This window comes from Salinicola sp. JS01, assembly GCF_030284585.1.
Classification (GTDB): Bacteria; Pseudomonadota; Gammaproteobacteria; order Pseudomonadales; family Halomonadaceae; genus Salinicola.
Genome location: NZ_CP127244.1, coordinates 980,779 through 999,581, shown reverse-complemented (window position 1 = coordinate 999,581; position 18,803 = coordinate 980,779). Strand labels below are relative to the sequence as shown.

Annotated in this window: 17 protein-coding genes; 6 read left to right on the top strand and 11 right to left on the bottom strand. The window is 59.8% G+C overall.

The features are described from left to right. Positions 1-29: 29 nt before the first annotated feature. Entirely contained in the window at positions 30-911 is an 882-nt protein-coding gene (locus tag QO259_RS04535; protein WP_285951975.1) for a polysaccharide deacetylase family protein, read from the bottom strand. Between the two features lie 415 nt (positions 912-1,326). Beyond that, on the bottom strand, positions 1,327-2,346 hold the full coding sequence (locus QO259_RS04530; RefSeq protein WP_285951974.1) for a GntR family transcriptional regulator: 1,020 nt from the start codon (positions 2,344-2,346) through the stop codon (positions 1,327-1,329). 360 nt (positions 2,347-2,706) lie between these two features. On the opposite strand from QO259_RS04530, the gene QO259_RS04525 reads away from it, so the two are divergent. Genes QO259_RS04525 through QO259_RS04505 form a run of 5 tightly spaced genes read left to right on the top strand, consistent with a single transcriptional unit; the run spans position 2,707 to position 8,248 of the window. Continuing rightward, complete coding sequence (locus tag QO259_RS04525; RefSeq protein WP_285951973.1) at positions 2,707-4,227, top strand: NCS1 family transporter; 1,521 nt, start codon at positions 2,707-2,709, stop codon at positions 4,225-4,227. Positions 4,228-4,276: 49 nt separating this feature from the next. Beyond that, positions 4,277-5,632, top strand: a complete 1,356-nt coding sequence (locus QO259_RS04520) for an amidase family protein (protein WP_285951972.1) — start codon at positions 4,277-4,279, stop codon at positions 5,630-5,632. A gap of 32 nt (positions 5,633-5,664) precedes the next feature. Next, complete coding sequence (locus QO259_RS04515; RefSeq protein ID WP_224418001.1) at positions 5,665-5,967, top strand: hypothetical protein; 303 nt, start codon at positions 5,665-5,667, stop codon at positions 5,965-5,967. A gap of 21 nt (positions 5,968-5,988) precedes the next feature. Continuing rightward, complete coding sequence (locus tag QO259_RS04510) at positions 5,989-7,032, top strand: CobW family GTP-binding protein (protein WP_285951971.1); 1,044 nt, start codon at positions 5,989-5,991, stop codon at positions 7,030-7,032. Continuing rightward, positions 7,025-8,248, top strand: coding sequence for an ABC transporter substrate-binding protein (locus QO259_RS04505; protein WP_285951970.1), 1,224 nt, complete (start codon positions 7,025-7,027; stop codon positions 8,246-8,248). Before QO259_RS04510 ends, QO259_RS04505 begins: the two co-directional genes overlap by 8 nt. A gap of 95 nt (positions 8,249-8,343) precedes the next feature. On the opposite strand, the gene QO259_RS04500 is transcribed toward QO259_RS04505, so the two are convergent. From QO259_RS04500 to QO259_RS04490, 3 genes are all read right to left on the bottom strand, one after another. Then, positions 8,344-9,153 (bottom strand): DODA-type extradiol aromatic ring-opening family dioxygenase, encoded by an 810-nt coding sequence (locus QO259_RS04500; protein WP_285951969.1) that lies wholly within the window; start codon positions 9,151-9,153, stop codon positions 8,344-8,346. Positions 9,154-9,204: 51 nt separating this feature from the next. Next, entirely contained in the window at positions 9,205-10,152 is a 948-nt protein-coding gene (locus QO259_RS04495; RefSeq protein ID WP_285951968.1) for a glutathione S-transferase family protein, read from the bottom strand. A gap of 89 nt (positions 10,153-10,241) precedes the next feature. After that, entirely contained in the window at positions 10,242-10,724 is a 483-nt protein-coding gene (locus QO259_RS04490; RefSeq protein WP_207035047.1) for a DoxX family protein, read from the bottom strand. Between the two features lie 164 nt (positions 10,725-10,888). Here QO259_RS04490 and QO259_RS04485 point away from each other — a divergent pair, with 164 nt between their 5' ends. Beyond that, the gene (locus tag QO259_RS04485; protein WP_285951967.1) at positions 10,889-11,821 is read left to right on the top strand and encodes a LysR family transcriptional regulator; all 933 of its coding nucleotides are present in this window, start codon (positions 10,889-10,891) and stop codon (positions 11,819-11,821) included. An 805-nt stretch (positions 11,822-12,626) separates the two neighbouring features. Here the strand turns inward: QO259_RS04485 and QO259_RS04480 are convergent. The 6 genes from QO259_RS04480 to QO259_RS04455 all read right to left on the bottom strand — a co-directional run bounded on the left by QO259_RS04480 (position 12,627) and on the right by QO259_RS04455 (position 18,696). Further along, on the bottom strand, positions 12,627-14,468 hold the full coding sequence (locus tag QO259_RS04480; RefSeq protein WP_285951966.1) for an ATP-binding protein: 1,842 nt from the start codon (positions 14,466-14,468) through the stop codon (positions 12,627-12,629). Further along, on the bottom strand, positions 14,465-15,655 hold the full coding sequence (locus tag QO259_RS04475) for an SIR2 family NAD-dependent protein deacylase (RefSeq protein WP_285951965.1): 1,191 nt from the start codon (positions 15,653-15,655) through the stop codon (positions 14,465-14,467). Before QO259_RS04475 ends, QO259_RS04480 begins: the two co-directional genes overlap by 4 nt. Positions 15,656-15,753: 98 nt before the next feature. After that, on the bottom strand, positions 15,754-16,329 hold the full coding sequence (locus tag QO259_RS04470; RefSeq protein ID WP_285951964.1) for a hypothetical protein: 576 nt from the start codon (positions 16,327-16,329) through the stop codon (positions 15,754-15,756). A gap of 102 nt (positions 16,330-16,431) precedes the next feature. Beyond that, positions 16,432-17,352: a nucleotidyl transferase AbiEii/AbiGii toxin family protein gene (locus QO259_RS04465; protein WP_285951963.1), complete on the bottom strand. Its 921-nt coding sequence runs from the start codon at positions 17,350-17,352 to the stop codon at positions 16,432-16,434. Then, a complete protein-coding gene (locus QO259_RS04460) occupies positions 17,342-18,118 on the bottom strand; it encodes a type IV toxin-antitoxin system AbiEi family antitoxin domain-containing protein (RefSeq protein ID WP_285951962.1) in 777 nt (258 codons plus the stop codon). Before QO259_RS04460 ends, QO259_RS04465 begins: the two co-directional genes overlap by 11 nt. A 221-nt stretch (positions 18,119-18,339) precedes the next feature. Further along, the gene (locus QO259_RS04455) at positions 18,340-18,696 is read right to left on the bottom strand and encodes a nucleotide pyrophosphohydrolase (protein ID WP_285951961.1); all 357 of its coding nucleotides are present in this window, start codon (positions 18,694-18,696) and stop codon (positions 18,340-18,342) included. Positions 18,697-18,803: the final 107 nt, after the last annotated feature.

Here is an 18,803-nt window from a genome sequence, read left to right as displayed (position 1 = left end):
TGTGTGGTGAATCGGAAGTGACTACGGGGTTACTTCCTCGGGTTGCGCTTGGCGAAATCGTCGGCGATCTCGTCGAACGTGCAGAAACGCACGCCCTCATGGCTCTGCATGTGCTCGATGAGACGCTCGAGCATCATGAGCACCTGGGGGCGCCCCGAGACGTCGGGATGGATGGTCATGGTGAAGACCGCGTAGTCGTTTTCGCGGTAGACCCAGTCGAACTGGTCCTGCCACATCTCGCCAAGCTGCCGGGGGCTGACGAAGCCATGGCTGTTGGGGGATTTCTTGATGAACATCATCGGCGGCAGGTCGTCGAGATACCAGTTGGCGGGAATCTCGATCAAGTCGGTTTCCTGTCCCCGGACCAGCGGCTTCATCCACTCCTTGGCGGGCTTGGAGTAATCGATCTTGGTCCAGGAATCACCGACGCGTACGTAGTAGGGATGGAAATCGTCGTGCATCAGGCTGTGGTCATACTTGATGCCACGCTCGAGCAGGAGCTCGTTGGTCACCGGACTGAATTCCCACCAGGGGGCGACGTAACCGGTGGGTCGCTTGCCGGACAGGTTGGTGACCAGCTCGATGTTGTAATCGAGCACGTCGCGTTCCTGTTCACGGGTCATGGCGATGGGGTTTTCGTGGCTATAGCCATGGACACCGACCTCGTGCCCGGCATCGACGACGGCCTTCATCTGCTCCGGAAAGGTCTCGATGCTGTGACCAGGAATGAACCAGGTCGTCTTGAGGTCGTAGCGCTCGAACAGCTTGAGCAGACGCGGCGCACCGACTTCACCGGCGAACAGGCCGCGGGAGATATCGTCGGGCGAATCCTCGCCACCATAGGAACCGAGCCAGCCGGCAACGGCATCGACATCGACGCCAAACGCGCAGAGGATCTCTTTCTTGGCCATCTCGAACACCTCGTTGTTGAGTCTTGGAGGGGGTGTGCTGGTATAGGCGACGACAGCCATTGGGCCGCCGACTTATTGAAGATTGGATACATAGGTCATTCTTGTCAAGGCAGCCCTATCGCACATCTCTTCGCTTTTCTTGCCGGAAGGCCTTTCCTGTTAGATAAAAATGCTGATAGAACTAGATAAATCAGGCTAATTAGCCGAAAAACTGGATAAATACCGAAAAAAACAACAGCAAATAGATCTTTCGCTCCATCTCGACCAGGAACAGGCAGTATCAATTCGCTCTTTGGAAAGTCATTTTCTAGAAAATGAACACAAAGGTCATTTTAATACTTGCGGCAGGCGACAACGACGTAACGCCCCACCGCTCAGGGACGCATAGGAGAGAAACGGAAAAGCAGGGAAAGACTCAGGTGATCTTGAGCAGGTAGGGGGGCAGGTTGGGCTCGGGGAAGACCGACAGCACCTTCAGCCGACGACGGGAACGCTCGGCCGCCGCCTGAAGATGCGACTGCAGACTGGAAGCCGCCGCGTCGAAGGCGCCGAACAGCAGGTGATCGAGGACCAGCTTGTGCTCCATCAGCAGCGGCTCGTCCGGCGGCACGCCCAGCGTCTGAAAGAAGATACGGTTGACGATGACGGGCAGTTGGCTTTGACCGATCATCTCGCGAGCCTTGCGATTGGGATACAGCCGCAGGCAGCGCTGATGCAGATCCTGCTCCAGCCGCGTGATGGCAGCCGCGCTCTGGCGCTCTGGATGGTCGATCAGGCGCTGAACCGCCTCCCGCATCGCCTCCAGCTCGGCGCGATCCAGCAGCGGGCCAGAGACCTTGAGCGCCGCCGGTTCCAGCAACACGCGAATCTCATAATCCTCGGCCACGGCCTGGGCCGTCAGCGGACCGGCCAGCCAGTGCGAATGGCGATCCTTTTCGATCAGCCGCTGATTGCGCAACCGACCCAGCACCTCCCTGGCCACGGTACGACTGACCCCGTGATGTTCGCTCAACACGGTCTCGATGATGCGAAAATGACCGAAGGCCAGGCAGGTCGCCACGGCCTCCTCCACCTGAGGGTAAATGCGATCGGCGGCCGACCGGGTATCCACGACGGGCTGCTCGCCACCCCCCAGCCCCAGCATGTCGGGCGTCAGCGGGTCACGTACCGGCTCCACCGACTCCGGGTCCGACGTCGCCAGAAAGCCCCGCCCCTCGAAACGGCTGATCAGCCCCTGCTGGTGCAACAGCTCCAGCGCCTTGCGCACGGGGCCGCGACTGGTCCCGAAAAGCCGGGCGATGGGGCCCTCGAGCAGAATTTGATTGGACGGCAGGCGCCGCGCCTGGATGGCCTCGCGCAACGTCTCCTGGATCATGACATACCGCGGCGCACGCCCCTCCTGCCGCTTGCTCGAACTGTCTGCAGTGGCCAGCACCCACTCCTCCCTGACGTCATCGACTCGTTCCTCGCGCTCGGCACGTTCGGCGCGAAACGCCCCATCACGGGCGCCGGCCTATTTTGACACTTCCCCCCAGGCCTTTCGAGGTCAAGAAAAACGACCCATGGAACCGATCGTCATTTTTCTCACATCGTAAATTCATGGCCAATCAGAAAACCACCAATAAACAGCCTGTTGACGGCGATCCGAAAGATCTTGAAGCAAAACCTCCTCGCCACCCCTTGGCATAAAATGATCTTTGTATTCATACTGCAATTACTGCACGACACCCGCGACGGCTTACCGTCGACGGGTGCCGGCCTAGAACAAACACACAACATCTCGAGGAACGCTGCAGTGGCCCATCAACAACGCAACCCCGACAGTCGCAGCACCGCCGAGGGCGGCGGCGCCCGGCAACACCTGCTCGAAGCCGCCATCCTGCCGGTCTGGCTCAACCAGCGCACCATCGGCTTCTTCGGCTTCATCTGGCTATGGATCGGCATGGCCGTGATCATCGCGACCTTCCAGCTCGGCGCCGGCGGCGTCGCCGGCCTGCCGCTGCTGCACGTCGTCGCCATCATATTCTTCGCCAATCTGGTGCTCGGCGTCGTCATGAGCCTCACGGCGGATATCGGCACCGAACATGGCCTCTCCTTCGCCGTCTACCTGCGCGCGCCCTTCGGGATCAAGGGCACCCACCTGCCAGCGGTGTCGCGCGGCATCGTCGCCGCCATCTGGTTCGGCGTGCAGACCTACCTCGGCGCGCTGGCCCTCAACGGGATCGTCGAATACCTATGGGGATTCGATAACTGGGCACTGTGGTACACCCTGTTCGCCGTCGTGCAGATCGCCAACACCGCGCTCGGCATTCGCGCCGTGGAGCTGCTGGCCTCCATTGCGGCACCCTGCATCGTGGCCATCTCGGTGTGGATGTATTTCACCCTCGACGTGCTGGCCAAGACCCAGGGCATCAATATCTGGACCTTCGTCGGCGACCAGAATATCGCCGCGCTGGGGCTGTTCTTCGCCAACATGGCGTTCTGGTCGGCGCTGGCGGTGGACATCCCCAACCTAACGCGCTTTCTACGCACCCCCGGCGGTGAGCGCAATTTCTTCACCCGCAACCGCAACGTGTTCGTCGCTCAGTTCCTGGCGCTGCCCGCCACGCAAGCCTGGATCGCCCTGATCGGCGGGGTCTCCTTCATCGCCGCGGGCGACTGGAACCCGGTCACGGTCATTCAGGGCCAAGGCGGCGGCCTGACCCTGATCGCATTGCTGCTGATGGTGATCCTCGCCCAGTGGTCCACCAACAACGCCGCCAACCTGATCCCCGCCGCGCTCACTTTCGTCAACGCCGGGGCACCGCGGGTCAGCTACCCGATTGCCCTGGTCATCGCCGGGGTGATCGGTACCGCCGCCATGCCCTGGCTGATCCTCGATCATCTATTCACCTTTCTGAGTTACTACGGTGCCATCCTCTCGGCCGTCGGCGGCATCATGGTGGCGGACTATTACCTTCTGCGGCGCCGGCGCCTCAACGTGCCCGCGCTCTTCGACACCGAGGGCCAGTTCCGCTTTGCCAACGGCTTCAACCCCGCCGGCATCATCGCCTGGGTGGCGGGCGGCGTCATGGCGCTGGTGTTTCTGGAATACGCCTATGCCGTCGGTTTCGTAACCGCGCTCGTGGTGTATCTGGTACTGATGAAGGGCTGGATCCTGCGCCGCTACCCCCAGCAGGAACTGGTCTCCGATTTCGATGACCGCTTCCTGGCGACATCGGTGGGGCGCAACTGGGTCTATACCGAGCAGGGGCGTTTCGAGCGCCTGAGTACCGACGACATTCCTGCCTCAGCGCTGAAGCGCGAGGATCGCTGAGCATCGGCGGGCGTTACCGGGTGACGCCCGCTCAACCGGGAGACAACCCATGGATTCTCTTCCCCGAACCGCGCTGGCCATCGGCCAGGCCCTCCAGGCCGGCGACATCGACCCGGTGACGTTGACGCAGCACTGTCTGGAGAAGGCCAGGAACAGCGACGCGGTGTTCATCTCGTTGACACCGGATCGCGCCCTGGCGGAAGCCGAGGCTGCCGCTCACCGCCAGCGCCTCGGCATCCCGCTGAGCCCTCTCGACGGGGTCCCGCTGGCTTGGAAGGACCTGTTCGATATCACCGGCACCCTGACCACCGCCGGTAGCCGGGTACTCGCCAAGGCGCCCGCCACTCACGACGCCACGGCGGTCCGCCACGCCACGGGAGGTGGCCTGGTGTGTCTCGGCAAGACCAACCTGACCGAGCTGGCGTACTCCGGCCTGGGCCTGAACCCGCATTACGGCACCCCTCACCATACACCAGCGGGACCGGAGCCCCGGGTGCCCGGCGGCTCGAGCTCGGGCTCGGCGGTCGCCGTGGCCCAGGGTATCGTCCCGGCCGCCATCGGTACCGATACCGCAGGCTCGCTGCGCGTTCCCGCCGCCTTCAACGGCCTGGTGTCCTACCGTCCGTCCCGGGCCCGTCACGATCGCCGGGGTGTCACGCCCCTCGCCGCGAGTCTCGATACCATCGGGGCGATCGCGACGTCGCTGCCGGACTGCCTGGCCATCGACGACCTGCTTCGCGGCCAAGCCGTCGAGCCGCGAGAGCCGGCGGACCCCGCGCAGACGGTGATCGTGCTCGACACGACCTGCCTCGACGACGCACGCCTCGAGCCAGGCGTGCGACAAAACCTGGAAGGTAGCGCCGAGCGACTCGCCCGGGCCGGCTTCCACGTGATCAGGCGGCCCATCGGCAGCGTCGGCGACACACTGGATCTCATCCAGCGTCACGGCTGGTTGGGCGCCGCGGAAGCCTATACCGAGTACCGGGATCTACTGGAGCGCGACGAGGCCGAACGCATGGATCCCCGCGTGCGGCAGCGACTGCTGGCCGCGCGATACATGCCCCCGGATAGCGTCGTGACGCTGTATCGTCAGCGCCGGGCACTCCAGACGCGCCTTCGCCAGGACCTGGCGGGCGCGACGCTACTCACCCCGACCGTGGCCCACGTCGCCCCCCTGCTGGCGCCACTGGAGACGGACCCCGAGCGGTTTGCCGAGATCAACCTGGCCACGCTGCGCCTCAGCATGGTGGCCAGCCTGTTGGACTCCCCGGCGATCGCGATGCCTAGCGGGCGCGACGAACAGGGCCAATACACCAGCATCCAGCTCAGCGCACCCCACGGCGAGGACGAGGCGCTCTTGCGAGCGGCCCTGGCGGTCGACGCGTGCCTGAGCGACACCCCCTAACCCGGCCACGTTTCCACGTTCAAGGAGATCCCATGTGCGGACTTTGTGGTGCCCTCGGCGGTGACGATCACTGGAGCACGCATATCGAAGACCCGGAACGGGCCCATCATGAGCGCCGTCGGGCCCGCGCCTACCGGGCCAGGTTGATCAATCGCGTGCTCGGCCCGAGTCGTCTGGCGGTCGAGGACTTCCAGGCGTCGAGCTTCGTGCTGGCGACCGCCACCGGCAAGCGGGAGATGGTCGAAGACCTGGGCGGCGTCTGGCGCCAGGCCGAGCAACTGAGCGGCCGCGAACTCGATCCCCTGGATGCGGCATTCCTGGCGTCCCTGGGCTGACGCCCGGCGAGGAGACTCTCGATGAGCGACACGACTGCGTTGCTACCGGTGCATGTGATTTCGGGCTTTCTGGGCAGCGGCAAGACCACCCTGCTGAAGTCGGTACTGGCCAGCGAGGCCTTCGGCGACAGCGCCGTGCTGATCAACGAGTTCGGCGACGTGGGCCTCGACGACCGGCTGCTCGGCGAGATCGCCGAGGATGCCGTGCTGCTCTCCAGCGGTTGCGTCTGCTGCACGATTCGCGGCGAACTGTCGGACGCCCTGAGGCGCTTGCTGTCACAGCGGCAGAACGGCGAGATTCCCGCGTTCCGGCGCATCGTGCTGGAAACCACCGGCCTGGCGGATCCCGGCCCGATCGCCTCCACCATTACCGCCGACCCCGTACTGCGCCACCATCTCCGCCCGGGGACCAACCTCACGCTGGTCGATGCCGTCAACGCCATCGACAGCCGCCAGCACCACCCCGTGTGGGAAGCGCAGGTCGCGGTGGCCGACAAGCTGGTCATCAGCAAGACCGATCTGGTCGATACGTCCCGCATCGACCACCTCCACGACCTGCTGGATACCATCAACCCCGCCGCGCAACGACTGGGCCGCGAGGCTCTGGACCAGCCCAGCGACGCGCTGTTCGCCAGTGGTCCCCATCTCGAGCGTTTCACCCGCGCCCGGGTCAGGACTTGGCTCGGCCCCTGGCGCGAATCGGCCAGCCCCGAGAAGCAAAGCCACCTGGGCGATGTCAGCGCCTTCCGTCTGGCCTTCGACGGCGAGCTGGACTGGACCTGCTTCGGCTTGTGGCTGTCGATGCTCCTCAACCGCCACGGCAACGACATCATGCGGGTCAAGGGAGTCCTGCACGTCAGGGACGACCCCCGGCCAGTCATCCTCCACGGCGTACAACACACCATTCATCCCCCCGAGCACGTCGAGACCTGGCCCGACGACGACCGCCGCTCGGAGCTCATCTTCATCACGCGTGGTATCCCGGCCAGCCGCGTGGCAGACTCGTTGCAAGCCTTCATGAGCGCCGTGAGCGACCACCCGTGCCCGGGGATCTCCCATGCCTAACGCCGTACCCTCCGCCGTGCCGGGCGGACCCTACGTTCAACGCGGCCCGGTCAGCCTGCGCGTGCTGGGTACCTCGGTCACGCTGCTGGAAAGCATCCGCCGGCAAGCGCGGGCCGACCTGGGCATTCGCCTGACGTTCGATGTGCTCGACGGCGTCGCCGCGCAACGGGCCGGCGTGCTGGCACCGGACAGCTTCGACATCTACGACCAGTGGTTTCACAACGTGGATTTCGTGTGGCCGGCCAACGCCATCCAACCCATCGATATCGCGCGCATCGACAATTGGGACAAGATCAACGCCCTGCCGAAGACCGGGCGCCTAACGCCACACGCGCCGCTGGGCGCCGGCAGCAATCCGGTCGATCGTCTCTATATCCAGCCCGATGGCAGTTGCGGCTCTCGCCCCAGCGGCCACATCACCATGCTGCCGGTCAGTCATAACGTCGACAGCTTCGGCTACCGCCTGGACATGCTGCCGGACGGATTGAGTCGCGATCAGGAGAGCTGGGCCTGGCTGCTGGACAAGCGCTGGCGCGGCATGGTCAGCCTGCAGAACGACAGCGCCATCGGCGCGATCGACGCAGCGCTGGCCGCCAAGGCGGCAGGCCTGGTCGACTTCAAGGATCTGGGCAATCTCAGCGTGGCTGAGATCGACAACCTCATCGACTGCCTGATCGCACTCAAGCGCCAACAGCACTTCCGAGCGTTCTGGAGCAACCAGGACCAGGCCTCTTCCGACATGGTGCGCGGCCGAGTCGGTATCGAGAGTCTATGGTCGCCGGCCATGACCGACCTCAAGAAACGCCATATCAAGGTGCGCATGGCTTCGCCCGTGGAAGGCTACCGCGCCTGGTACGGCGGCATGTCGATCTCGCGCCATGCCAAGGGCCGCACGCTCGATGCCGCCTATGACTACCTCAACTGGTGGATCTCCGGATGGCCCGGCGCAGTCATGGCCCGCCAGGGCTACTACATATCCACCCCGGAGCTGACCCGCCCCCACCTGTCGCCCGCCGAATGGGACTACTGGTACGCCGGCAAGCCCGCCGCCGAGGACCTGGCCGCCCCATCCGGCGCCAGCGGGCTGATCCACCGGGGCGAGATCCGCGATGGCGGAGATTACCTGACGCGCATGAGCCGTATCGCCGTGTGGAACACGGTCATGGACGAGCACAACTACCTGGTCCGGCGCTGGAACGACTTCATGTCGGCATGAGACGGCAGAACCCGTGGACCCACGGGCAAGGCGATTCCAGGCGGCTTACCCCGCGACCAGCCATTGCGAGCCCGCTGGCGCGTCGACCGGCGAGCTTACGCGGGCACCTGCCAATGAAACATCCCCGCCTTTTTCCGCAGGATGGTGGCGACAATGGGCGGCTCGCTGGGCCGGCCCGCCAGGCCGTAGCATACCTGCAGCGGCAATAGATGCTCCTCGCGGGGATGGCAGAAGCGGGCATAAGGGGCGCGATCCCAGTGGATCAAGCGCTCGGCGCGCTCGGATTCCGCGAGGCGCGTGTCGGTACAGGTCGCCGCCAGCCAATCCTCGAAAGCCTGGTTGCGCGCCTCGATCTCCGGTGTGAGGGGCGCGAAGAACGCCTCCATGTTGTGGAAGGAGAAACCGGAGCCGATCACCAGCAAGTCGTCGACGTCCAGCGCCCGCAGCGCCCTGCCGATGGCCAGGTGCATCTCGGCATCCAGGCTGTCGACCAGCGACAGCTGCACGCAGGGGATATCCGCCGCCGGGTACATCAGCTTGAGGGGCACGAACACCCCATGGTCGAAGCCCCGATGGTCGTCGAACCGCGCCGCGATCCCGGCCCGCTCCAGCGCCTGATGAACCTGCCGCGCCAGCGCCGGTTCGCCAGGGCAGGGATACTCGATCTGGTAGGACTCGGGCGGGAACCCGTAGTAGTCGTAGATCAAGCCCGGCCGTGCCCCCGAGGTGATGGTCGGCAGCGATGCCTCCCAGTGGGCGCTGATTATCAGGATGGCCGCAGGCTTGCGCAGTTGGCCCGCGATCTCGGTGAGCCGCGCCACCATTTCGCGGTGATCCGGGTCACCCAGCAACGGCAGCGGCCCGCCGCCATGGGAAATGAAAAGCACATCGGTGTTGTTGCTCATGACTACGCGTCCTCCCGTCACGACCCGGCGTCGTGACATCATCGATTGACCTCAGATCACGCCGGGCCCGGCCGGCACGATCCCGTTGGGGTTGAGTGCCTTGATGGAATAGTACCCCGCCTTGATATGGTCGATGCGCACCGTGTCGGCGATACCGTCGATAGCCAGGATTCGCGTCATGTATGCGTGCAGGTTCGGCATGGCGCGCAGCGTGTTGCGGTTGCACTTGAACAGTCCGTGATAGGCGGCGTCGAAGCGTACCAGGGTCACGAACAGGCGCAGATCGGTTTCCGTCAGACGCTCGCCGAACAGATAGGCTCGTCCATCGGCCAGCCGCGCTTCCATTGCATCCAGCGCGGCGAACACTTTCTCGTAGGCTTCCTCGTAGGCCCGCTGAGTGGTAGCGAAGCCGGCCTGATAGACGCCGTTGTTCAGATCCTTATAGAGGTAGGCGTTCAGGGCCTCGATCTCGACGGCCAGCTCGGCCGGGTAGAGATCCGGCCCCCGGTCGACGATGCCGGTGAAGGCGCTGTTCAGCATCCGCACGATATCCGCGGACTCATTGCTGACGATCGTCCCAGTCAGCGTGTCCCAGAGCACCGGCACCGTGGCGCGACCGGAGATTATCGAATCGGCACGGGTATAAAGCTCGTGCAGGTAGCGCGCGCCGTTGAGAGTGTCCTCGTCGGCGCCCGGGTAACCGCCAAACCGCCATCCCTGATCGGTCAGGCACGGATTGACGACCGTGACGCCGATCACCTCCTCGAGCCCTTTCAGCGCGCGAACCATCAGCGTGCGCGAGGCCCAGGGGCAGATGTAGGCGACATACAGATGATAACGACCCTTTTCGGCCCTGAAGCCTCCCTGACCGGTGGGACCCGGTGCCCCGTCCGGCGTGATCCAGTGGCGAAACGGCGAGGTCTGACGGATGAAACGCCCCTGCTCGTCCTGCGCCTGAACCGGCTGCCAATTCTCCTTCCAGACTCCCTCGACCAACATGATCCCGTACTCCCGTAGTGCTCCGTGGCGAGGGCCCTCCCGCTCGACGCGGAGGGCCACTCAAGCTGACGATTAGCCAGATACCGGCCTCAGCGACCTCTGTTAGCGCGCTGTCCGTTTCCGGCATTCACGAAGCGCGCCTCCAGCACGCGATCCAGGGAGAACCGGCCCGCGCCCTGAATCGCCAGTGCCAGCATGACCACGAACAGGCTCAGGGCATACTCGAAGCCGTTGTTGGCGATGAACAGGCCATTGCCGATATGCACGGAGACAATGGCCACCAGCATCGCAAAGGCCACCACCAGGGCCGCCGGACGCGTCAACAGACCCAATACCAGTGCCAGCCCGCCGAAGAACTCGGCACTCCCGGCCATCAACGCCATCAGTTGGCCCGGCTCCAGCCCGATGCTCGCCATCCACTGCCCGGTGCCTTCCAGCCCATAGCCACCGAACCAGCCAAACAGCTTCTGCGATCCGTGGGCGGCCAGGATCAACCCCACCGGGACCCGCAGGACCAGGGCAGCGATACCGGCCTGGGAGTGAAGCAGGGTCCGTACGAATTGCTTGCTCATGAGCATCACCTCGATTCTTGGTCTGTTGTCGTGTTCCAGGGGCCCTGCCCCTGAGTGATGACGCCACTCTACTGTCACCGGAAAACGAAAATAAGATGACGATCATTGGCTCTTTAACAACATCATGTTGATAATATGGCTCTCCCTGCCCCTTGGAGTGAGCGATGGACCGTATCGATACCATGCGCACCTTCGTCACCGTGGTCGCCGAAGGCAGCTTTACCCAAGCCGCAGAGCGCTTGGCGATGTCCCCCCAGCTCGTCAGCAAGTACGTTTCCCGGCTCGAGCAGCACCTCGGGGTACGCCTGCTCAACCGCACCACGCGCAAGATCCACCTGACCGAAGCGGGCAGGCACTATCATCAGCGTGTTCAGCAGGTTCTCAACGACATCGACGACATGGAGCATCAGCTCGGCGACCTGCATACCCAGGCCCGGGGCCTGCTGCGGATCAGCGCCCCGGTGTCTTTCGCCAGCCGCCATCTGGCAGCGCTGCTGAGCGACTTCCAACGCGCACACCCTGGCGTCGGCATCGACCTGCAATTGAACGACCGCAAGGTCGACATCGTCGAAGAGGGCTTCGATATCGCTCTGCGGATCGGCCACCTGAAGAGTTCATCGCTGATCGCCAAGCGAATCGCCCCGGTACGCGTGGTGTTCTGCGCCTCGCCCGAGTATCTGCAACGGCACGGCGTGCCCCGCCATCCGGACGACCTCAAGGCACATCGCTATCTTCACTACAGCTACATGGAACCGGATGCCGGCGAGTCGGCCTTCCGCGGGCTGCCGGGGCGGAGTCAGCACGCTGACGGCGGCCTGATCAGCAACAACGGCGATGTACTGGTCGAAGCGGCCATCGCTGGTGCCGGCATCGTCCTGCAGCCCACCTTCATTTCGGGTGCCGCGATCGGATCGGGAAAACTGCGGATCGTCCTGCCACGACATGAGCCCGAACCGCTGTCCCTCTATGCGGTCTATGCCCATCGCCAGTTGCTGGCGAGCAAGGTGAGCTGCTTCGTCGACTTCCTGGCGGGCTATTTCGGCGATCCCCCGTACTGGGATCAATTTGATCAGGAGAGTGATCTCGAACAGACGTGACTCGAAACGTCATAAAGCATTCGGGTTCGTCTCGATACCCGGCAAGTCGACTGCGAGTGCTGCATCGCACAACCCTCGGGCTCGTGAGTTCGAAGCGCATCAGTTGGCGACGCTAGTGCTTAGGCACAGGCAGCTCAAAGCAGGCACTCGAGCCCTGATATGGTACGGGGTAGACCTGAGAGACGGGAAGCTGTGGTGGGCCCAGTAGGACTTGAACCTACGACTAAGGGATTATGAGTTCGCTTTTAAATCAATATGTTACTGATATTCAAGGAAAAGCAACCGTAATCGAGCGAAAGGTACAGTTCTTTGGAATCAGTAGGTTAGCGAAGGCTGAGGATAGCATACGAAGCTGGTGTGTGTACCGCTAATGTACTGTTTGGGAGGCCCTATCCGTCAACGCAGTTGACATCTAAACGGATTGAGAGGTGATTAACGTGTGTTCCCCCGAAGAGCGTAAGGAATCCATTCTCAAGAAGATGGCAACACCCATGAACATGACCATCTCGGAACTGGCCGCGCAGTAAGGCATCACAGCAAAAACCCCCTACAATTCGCGGAAACAGGCCAGAGCACGAGGACAGGTTTTGCCATCAAGATCCATCAAGCCCGACCAGTGGACCAGCCAGGAGAGGTCCCATACCGTTCTGGAAACGGCCCCGATGATCGAGGCCGAACTCAGCGCTTACTCCCGTAAGCGAACTATTACTTCCCCCCTACCGAGTCTCCGTCTGTCTCCCAGAGGCCACGGAACTGCCTGAGGCCCGCGGGCGCCTTTCGGAAGAAAAGTACACGACTTCGTCTGTTAATTATTTGTTTGCCATCGCCTTGTAATTTCTTCTAACTCACCTATATTAGTTTCATCAGACAACCAGCCTTTTGCAAATTTTATATCATTTGAGTCAGGAAGCTTGCTATTATCAAGCTTTCTTACCCGGATCCTGCTAGGTAAGGCAGCTGCTTCACCAACAAATATTGCTTCACGTCTAGTAAGAGATGAAAGCATCCGAGTCAGTCCATTTAAGCTATCTGGCAGAAACTTGGAAACATGCTCTTGATCACTAGAATTAGATAGTCTAAGAACTATCCATGAGTTGCACTGTGATAGTACAGTGCTTTCTACATCCGACGGCCTTTGAGATATCAACCCAAGTCCAAGGCCATACTTCCGACCTTCTTTTGCAATTCTTCTGATTGCATCCTGAGCCTCACGATACTGAGCTTCCCCATGGTTGGGAACATACCTATGAGCCTCCTCGCAAACAAAAAGCACGGGATCTTTTTCTCTTTCGCTTCTAGTCTGCCAAATTTTATATTGAAACAGTAGCCGAGAGATTAGTGCGGTTAAAGGCCCGGCAACTTCATTTGGCAGACCTGAGATATCTATAATCCTTATGTCTTCATCTGACTCTTCACCGACAAACTGCCGAAGAACATCAGCCAAAGAAGGAGAACTCTCCTGAGCATGCTCTTCAAGCAAGAATTTCAACTGAGGATTACTTGTTAACACTCTTAACTTTTTTAAGATACTGTCAATTTTATCACGAGATGAAGGAGCAAGATCTTCCGTTTTCTGGTTTTTTCTCCCCTGGACTTTATCCACATGCTTTATAAACTGTGCCAACTTAAAAGGGAGAGGTCTATCTCTGTCAAAATTAAGTATTGTGGATTCATCAACCCCATCCTCAGGCACTAGCTCTTGCCCCCCTACGGGATTGTCGCCTACATCTTTAACCAGCCCGCTTTCCAACAGCCTGGCATAAGTAATGGCCTCATAAACAATATTGTTTTGAGAAGTCGCTTCATGCTCAGTTTTTCCAATGATTAGGGATCTTAGCTCATCGCTTGACATTAACCAGTAAGGTGTTTTTAAAAGATGAGAATTTGTTTCCTTGACGTCTTGCTCTTCTTCCGCCTGTGCAGGCACTACGTTATTGTATGCACGAAAAATCTTAGCACGATTTCCGAATGCCTTAGCATATTCCCCATGCGGATCTATCATTACTATTTTTGGCTTTAGGCTGCTATCTCCAACTTTGTGATCTAGCACCGAATGAAGAATCGATGCCACTGTTCCCGATTTCCCAGAACCCGTAGAACCTAATATCGCAAAGTGGTGGCCAAACAGTTTATCAATATTGGCACGACATATTGCATTATTACCCCCAACATAGTTTCCAATTGGAACCATAGGGTTAGCTGCTTCTTCTTGTGCGTTGAATTCAGCTGCCTTGTAGACAGCCTCAAGCTCTTCATTTAAACAGATATAGGAACTCTGGAGGGGTAGTGGATAGGTTTCAACACCCCTGGAAAACTCAAGGCGTTTCTTTCCAGAAGACCATGCCCCTTCTCCAAACAGGTCTGCTTCTAATATACGTGCATCATCCGTAGCGCTAATTGGGGCTGACTGGTCGTCATAATCAATCTCAGAACGCATTCTTAGAGACCTAACAAAAGCAAATAGCAGCTTCCTTCCAAAATGAATTTTTATTATGCTCCCCATTTGGCCGATAGGGTATACTTGTCCGTCGACGGCGCGGATAAGCTCGCTCAAACCTTCGTCAATTTCTATACGCAGGCTGTTTCCTGTAACCTCTATCAACTTCCCAATTTTTAGCTCTTGTCGGGCGATGAACAAATCTTTCATGATAACTCACCTGTCTTTATAAATTCTGTCAGCCCATCAAACCTCCACCAGTTATAACTTTTTCCTTCTTCGCAAACTGGTTTGGTCGATGAATGATAAATCCCACTCTCACCCGCCACATAAATCCTTTGGCAGATTTTGGGGTCGCTCAGCCACCGATCCAGAACCTCATGAACAGCAATGCCTGATTCTTCATCTGGCGATTCTTTTATAAATGCTATTAGCGTTGTATTCTGATTGCTTTTTAACGCGCCTTCTATTTCTGCATTGATATGGTTGTCACCAAAGCTGTACCCGCAAGTTATTAACGTGTTCTGATATGGGTGCATTAGTGTTCTTCTGAGCCCCAAAAACAGGGTCGCGAAGGGGTCCTTTTGAGTTTCAACATATTTTGTTGCTTGTGGGTATATCATTATATCTGTAGGATCAGAGAGATACTTTGTGCCGTACCTGACTCTTAAAAGCCCGTGTTCAGGATCGCGGTGCCAGTCTACTGACCCGTGTAGCTTATAGACATGGAAGGTTGCAGAGTTAGCAATAGGTCTTGAAAACTCCTCCTCCGCGTTCCAAAACCCTAATGCGCCACCAGTGAAGCCATCGCATACAGCCTTTTTGTGCAAACCCAGAGCATCTTCTAACAAAGTATCGTAATTGGTTGTAAAAAACGTGATCCTGGATCTTCGCTCCAAGTTTGCTTGACTCAGCGACAGAGCCTCTATAAAATGAACGTGAGGGTCGATTTCAACAATAGGCTCTTCTGCGGTGCCTACAACCTCTTCTATTTCCGAATCCGGATCTCCCGCTTTATATCCATATCTAACAGTTTCTCCGATCGCCTTAATTATCTCTGAGTAAAGGCTTTTCAAATCCTCTCTACTATAACTCACCCCTCCAATCCCAGACTTCTTTCCTCTGGATCTTTCTGCAATTGCAAGAAGGTCGCCAAGATGACTTAAATAGTGCTCGACATGGCTAGAGTCACTAAGATCTTCTTTGAGCCTGCCAAGGATTTCTTTCTCGTTTTCACCAGATCTTGAGTTTATAATTGACTCAACTCTAGTTGTCAGCGGGTACATCAGAGGGATATTGGAGTCATAGCTAACACCTGCTCCAAAGAGCCAACTCTGATTGCTTTGAGAGCTTAGCAGCTGCTTTAGGCTATCCAGTTTTACCTCGAACTCTTCCATAGGTATATCACTCATCAATCAATTTGTTTAAATATCACTTTCTTATCTCTTTTTGAAAAAACGGGAGACAAAACCTCAATAACCCATAGGTGGATAAATCACCTACTGGATCGCACATTTCCCTCGGTCCTCCCCGCCAGCAGCTTGAGGATCAACAGCGCGAACTGTCTGCCTGTCTCTTCATCCTCCAGCAGCGGCATGCTGAGCTTCTCGTGGTCGCTGAGGGCGTCGAGTACCGCGTCGGTGACCTTCTTCGGGAAGAGGCCGTGCATCACCTGGTCTTCGCTGTGTGCGTGGACCTGGGCCATCACCGCTTCGTCGCGTTCGATGCGGTCGGCGATGCCGTTGGCAAAGTGCAGCTTGTCGTCGTCGCTGACCTCAGCACCGTAGAGGTCGTTGAGCCGGTCGATGATCTCGGCCAGGCGCTGCTTCTCGGGATCGTGGGGCTTGCCTGAGCCCACTTCGCTGACCGGGCTGAGTCCGTAGTCGCCCTCGGCCTCCTCCAGGCGCAGGCGTTTCTCCTCGCGCTTGGTGAAGCGGTAGTGGGACAGTTCCAGCTCGGCGAAATCCTCCACCTCACAGTCGTAGCCGTCGGCTGCTCCGACCTGCCAGCCATGGAGCGTCCTGGCCTCGATGGTGCCCCGTTTGAACTGAGCCTCCCTGCTGCCCGCCATATCATCCCCTGCGCCTGGCGTAATTATGCGTAACAGCCTAGCGCCTCAGGGATATAAGGAGAAGTCTACTTAGGCCGGTACACCGCCGGGGGGTATTAGGGGTCATCTCCGAAGGCTACCCAGCGCCTTCTCCAATAGCTCAAGTGACTGACGGTGCTTGTCGGGCTTCATCTTCTGGATATTGGAGAGCTTCCAGCGCACGGCAGGCAGCCGATCAACGCCCGGCAGCGGAAGCAGCGCCCAGTCAGGCGCCCCCTGCTTGAAGGCCAGAAGGAAGTGAACATCTTCATCCGTCATCAACTGTCCCAGTCGCGTCAGAAGTTCGTGCCGGACGTCCTCTAACTGCTGCAATGGGATATCGGCCCTGGCCATCCCGACAAACTCCTGTCGATAGACGTCGCCTAGTGGTTTCAGCCGTGGGTTGATCACTTCGTTCAAGGGCCTGGGATGCCCCAGCAGATAGACCAGGAAGCCTTCGAATACGCTTCGATCCAGTCCGCCCTGGTTCAGAAGCAGCTTCACATCGAAAAGGTCCCGGGGATGCTGGCGATCCAGCGCGGCGCAGATCTTGCCGCCATATAGATCCGGCAGTGACACCACCTGCACCGCCGCGAAACCGTAATCGTCCTCCACAGCTTCCACGACATCGCGTTCCTGGGGCGGGTGCAGGGTACCGCGTACTACCGGCGATACCTCCACCTTCACCTGGCTGCGACCTCGACGCACCAGGATCCTCAGCTCGTCTCGGCGATTATCCTGAAGCTCGGCGCGCACGCCTGGCAGTCGGGCGCTGAAGGTCTCTGCCAGCCGCTGCAGCGCCTCGCGACAGCGTCGCAGTGCCTCGTCACGGGGCTCCAGCGGCAGGTAGGCCAGGTCGATGTCGACCGATAGACGAGGTAATGGCTGCACGAAGAGGTTGATGGCCGTGCCGCCCTTAAGGGCGAAGCACGGCTCGTCATTGAGAAACGGCAGCAGCGAGACCAGCAGCCGGACCTGTTCGTGGTAGCGAGCTTCAATCGGCATGCAGGAACGCCTCCGGCACCGTCACGTGATATTCCCTGTCCAGCTTGCCGCCCTGGCAGAGCTGCCGCTTGCCTTTGCCGAGGTCCAGTCGGCGTGGTTCCAGACGACCGTACCAGGCATGCCCGGCGTGGCGAGCCAGCACCAGGAAGGCCCGCTTGGTTCTCACCGAACGGCACCCCTCCAGCAATGCTTGCAGCCGGCGAGGACGCAGCGTATTGAGCCCGCCGAAGGTGTCGACCAGCTCACTGCTGAACAGCAGCTCATTCGGCGTCACGGCGACCCACTCCAGGACCGCTCGCTCGGGGGTCGAAACCTGCAAGCTGAAGGCCCTGCCATCCGGCGCGTAGTCCGTGAAGCTACCGGGAAGCTGCACTGGCAGGCCCTTTTCAGAGTGGAGCACCATCCGCCCTGCCCACTCGACGTCACTCAACCACCGGGGCAGCCGAACGGCTTCCTTTCCATACAGGTGCGTTGTGCTCTCCCCCATGGGCAGATAGTGGGCAAAGCCATGCAGTGCCAGGGCCGTCTGGCCACCCGGCCAAAGCGGTGGTAAGCCCGTGTCGTCGCTCGTCTGCAGGGCGAAGACAGCGCTCTCCCAGGTGAGGGGATCCCCCGCCCGGCAATAGGCACCGTGCCCAACGCGCTGCAGCCAGCCACTGCTGGCCAGCTTACGCGCCTGATCCGAGGTGACGCCGTGTGACGCCAGCCAGGCTGTCGTCACCACGGCGCCATACGGGATCTTGTGCAGCAGCTGGTTTATTTTCACGTCCAAAAGCGGCCTTAAATTCCGTCTTCAGAGTGAAGAATAAACCACACCGGTTTATCTTCAAGCACTAAATCGCCATTAATGGCCGCTTTTAGCACAGAATTTAAACCGAAAGCTGAGTCTCCAGCCCTGTTTGAGCCCAAATTTAGTGGGAGGAAGCTTGAGGGACGAGGCCAGGCTGAGAAGGCCGCTACAGGGGGACAAAGCGGCCACACATCACGTCAATCCTGATAGTGCGTGTATTTTTTCGCACTTCCCTTCACTTGGTCGGCGGGATACTTCTCCGCATTCTTCTCTATCTTCGCCCGGCATGCCGCTTCAATATCCACGTCCAGCTTGCCCGCCAGCCGGATCAGGTAGAGCTGAACATCGGCAATTTCATCGCGCACGGCGGCCAGTTGCTGCTCATCCAGTTCCCTGGACTGCGCCTCGGTCAGCCACTGGAAGCACTCCTGCAGTTCAGCTGCCTCCACCGTCAGCGCCATGGCCAGGTTCTTGGGTGAGTGGAACTGGTCCCAGTCGCGCTCGGTGGCGAACTGGTCCATGGAGTCGCGGAGCTGCTTGAACGGGTCTGACATCTGGGGCTCACCTGGTTCTGCGGTATCGGATTGCGGTGAGCATGCCTGCTCTGCCGCTCGCTATCCAGCCGGTATCGGCATAGGCGACCATTCGGCCGCCAGATTGC

What these genes read in the sequence shown, in the direction of transcription:
- QO259_RS04455 (WP_285951961.1), bottom strand. Translation starts at nt 18,696, where the DNA reads ATGTCAGACCCGTTCAAGCAGCTCCGCGACTCCATGGACCAGTTCGCC.
- QO259_RS04495 (WP_285951968.1), bottom strand. Translation starts at nt 10,152, where the DNA reads ATGTTGGTCGAGGGAGTCTGGAAGGAGAATTGGCAGCCGGTTCAGGCG.
- QO259_RS04465 (WP_285951963.1), bottom strand. Translation starts at nt 17,352, where the DNA reads ATGCCGATTGAAGCTCGCTACCACGAACAGGTCCGGCTGCTGGTCTCG.
- QO259_RS04490 (WP_207035047.1), bottom strand. Translation starts at nt 10,724, where the DNA reads ATGAGCAAGCAATTCGTACGGACCCTGCTTCACTCCCAGGCCGGTATC.
- QO259_RS04475 (WP_285951965.1), bottom strand. Translation starts at nt 15,655, where the DNA reads ATGGAAGAGTTCGAGGTAAAACTGGATAGCCTAAAGCAGCTGCTAAGC.
- QO259_RS04485 (WP_285951967.1), top strand. Translation starts at nt 10,889, where the DNA reads ATGGACCGTATCGATACCATGCGCACCTTCGTCACCGTGGTCGCCGAA.
- QO259_RS04470 (WP_285951964.1), bottom strand. Translation starts at nt 16,329, where the DNA reads ATGGCGGGCAGCAGGGAGGCTCAGTTCAAACGGGGCACCATCGAGGCC.
- QO259_RS04480 (WP_285951966.1), bottom strand. Translation starts at nt 14,468, where the DNA reads ATGAAAGATTTGTTCATCGCCCGACAAGAGCTAAAAATTGGGAAGTTG.
- QO259_RS04505 (WP_285951970.1), top strand. Translation starts at nt 7,025, where the DNA reads ATGCCTAACGCCGTACCCTCCGCCGTGCCGGGCGGACCCTACGTTCAA.
- QO259_RS04520 (WP_285951972.1), top strand. Translation starts at nt 4,277, where the DNA reads ATGGATTCTCTTCCCCGAACCGCGCTGGCCATCGGCCAGGCCCTCCAG.
- QO259_RS04510 (WP_285951971.1), top strand. Translation starts at nt 5,989, where the DNA reads ATGAGCGACACGACTGCGTTGCTACCGGTGCATGTGATTTCGGGCTTT.
- QO259_RS04500 (WP_285951969.1), bottom strand. Translation starts at nt 9,153, where the DNA reads ATGAGCAACAACACCGATGTGCTTTTCATTTCCCATGGCGGCGGGCCG.
- QO259_RS04535 (WP_285951975.1), bottom strand. Translation starts at nt 911, where the DNA reads ATGGCCAAGAAAGAGATCCTCTGCGCGTTTGGCGTCGATGTCGATGCC.
- QO259_RS04515 (WP_224418001.1), top strand. Translation starts at nt 5,665, where the DNA reads ATGTGCGGACTTTGTGGTGCCCTCGGCGGTGACGATCACTGGAGCACG.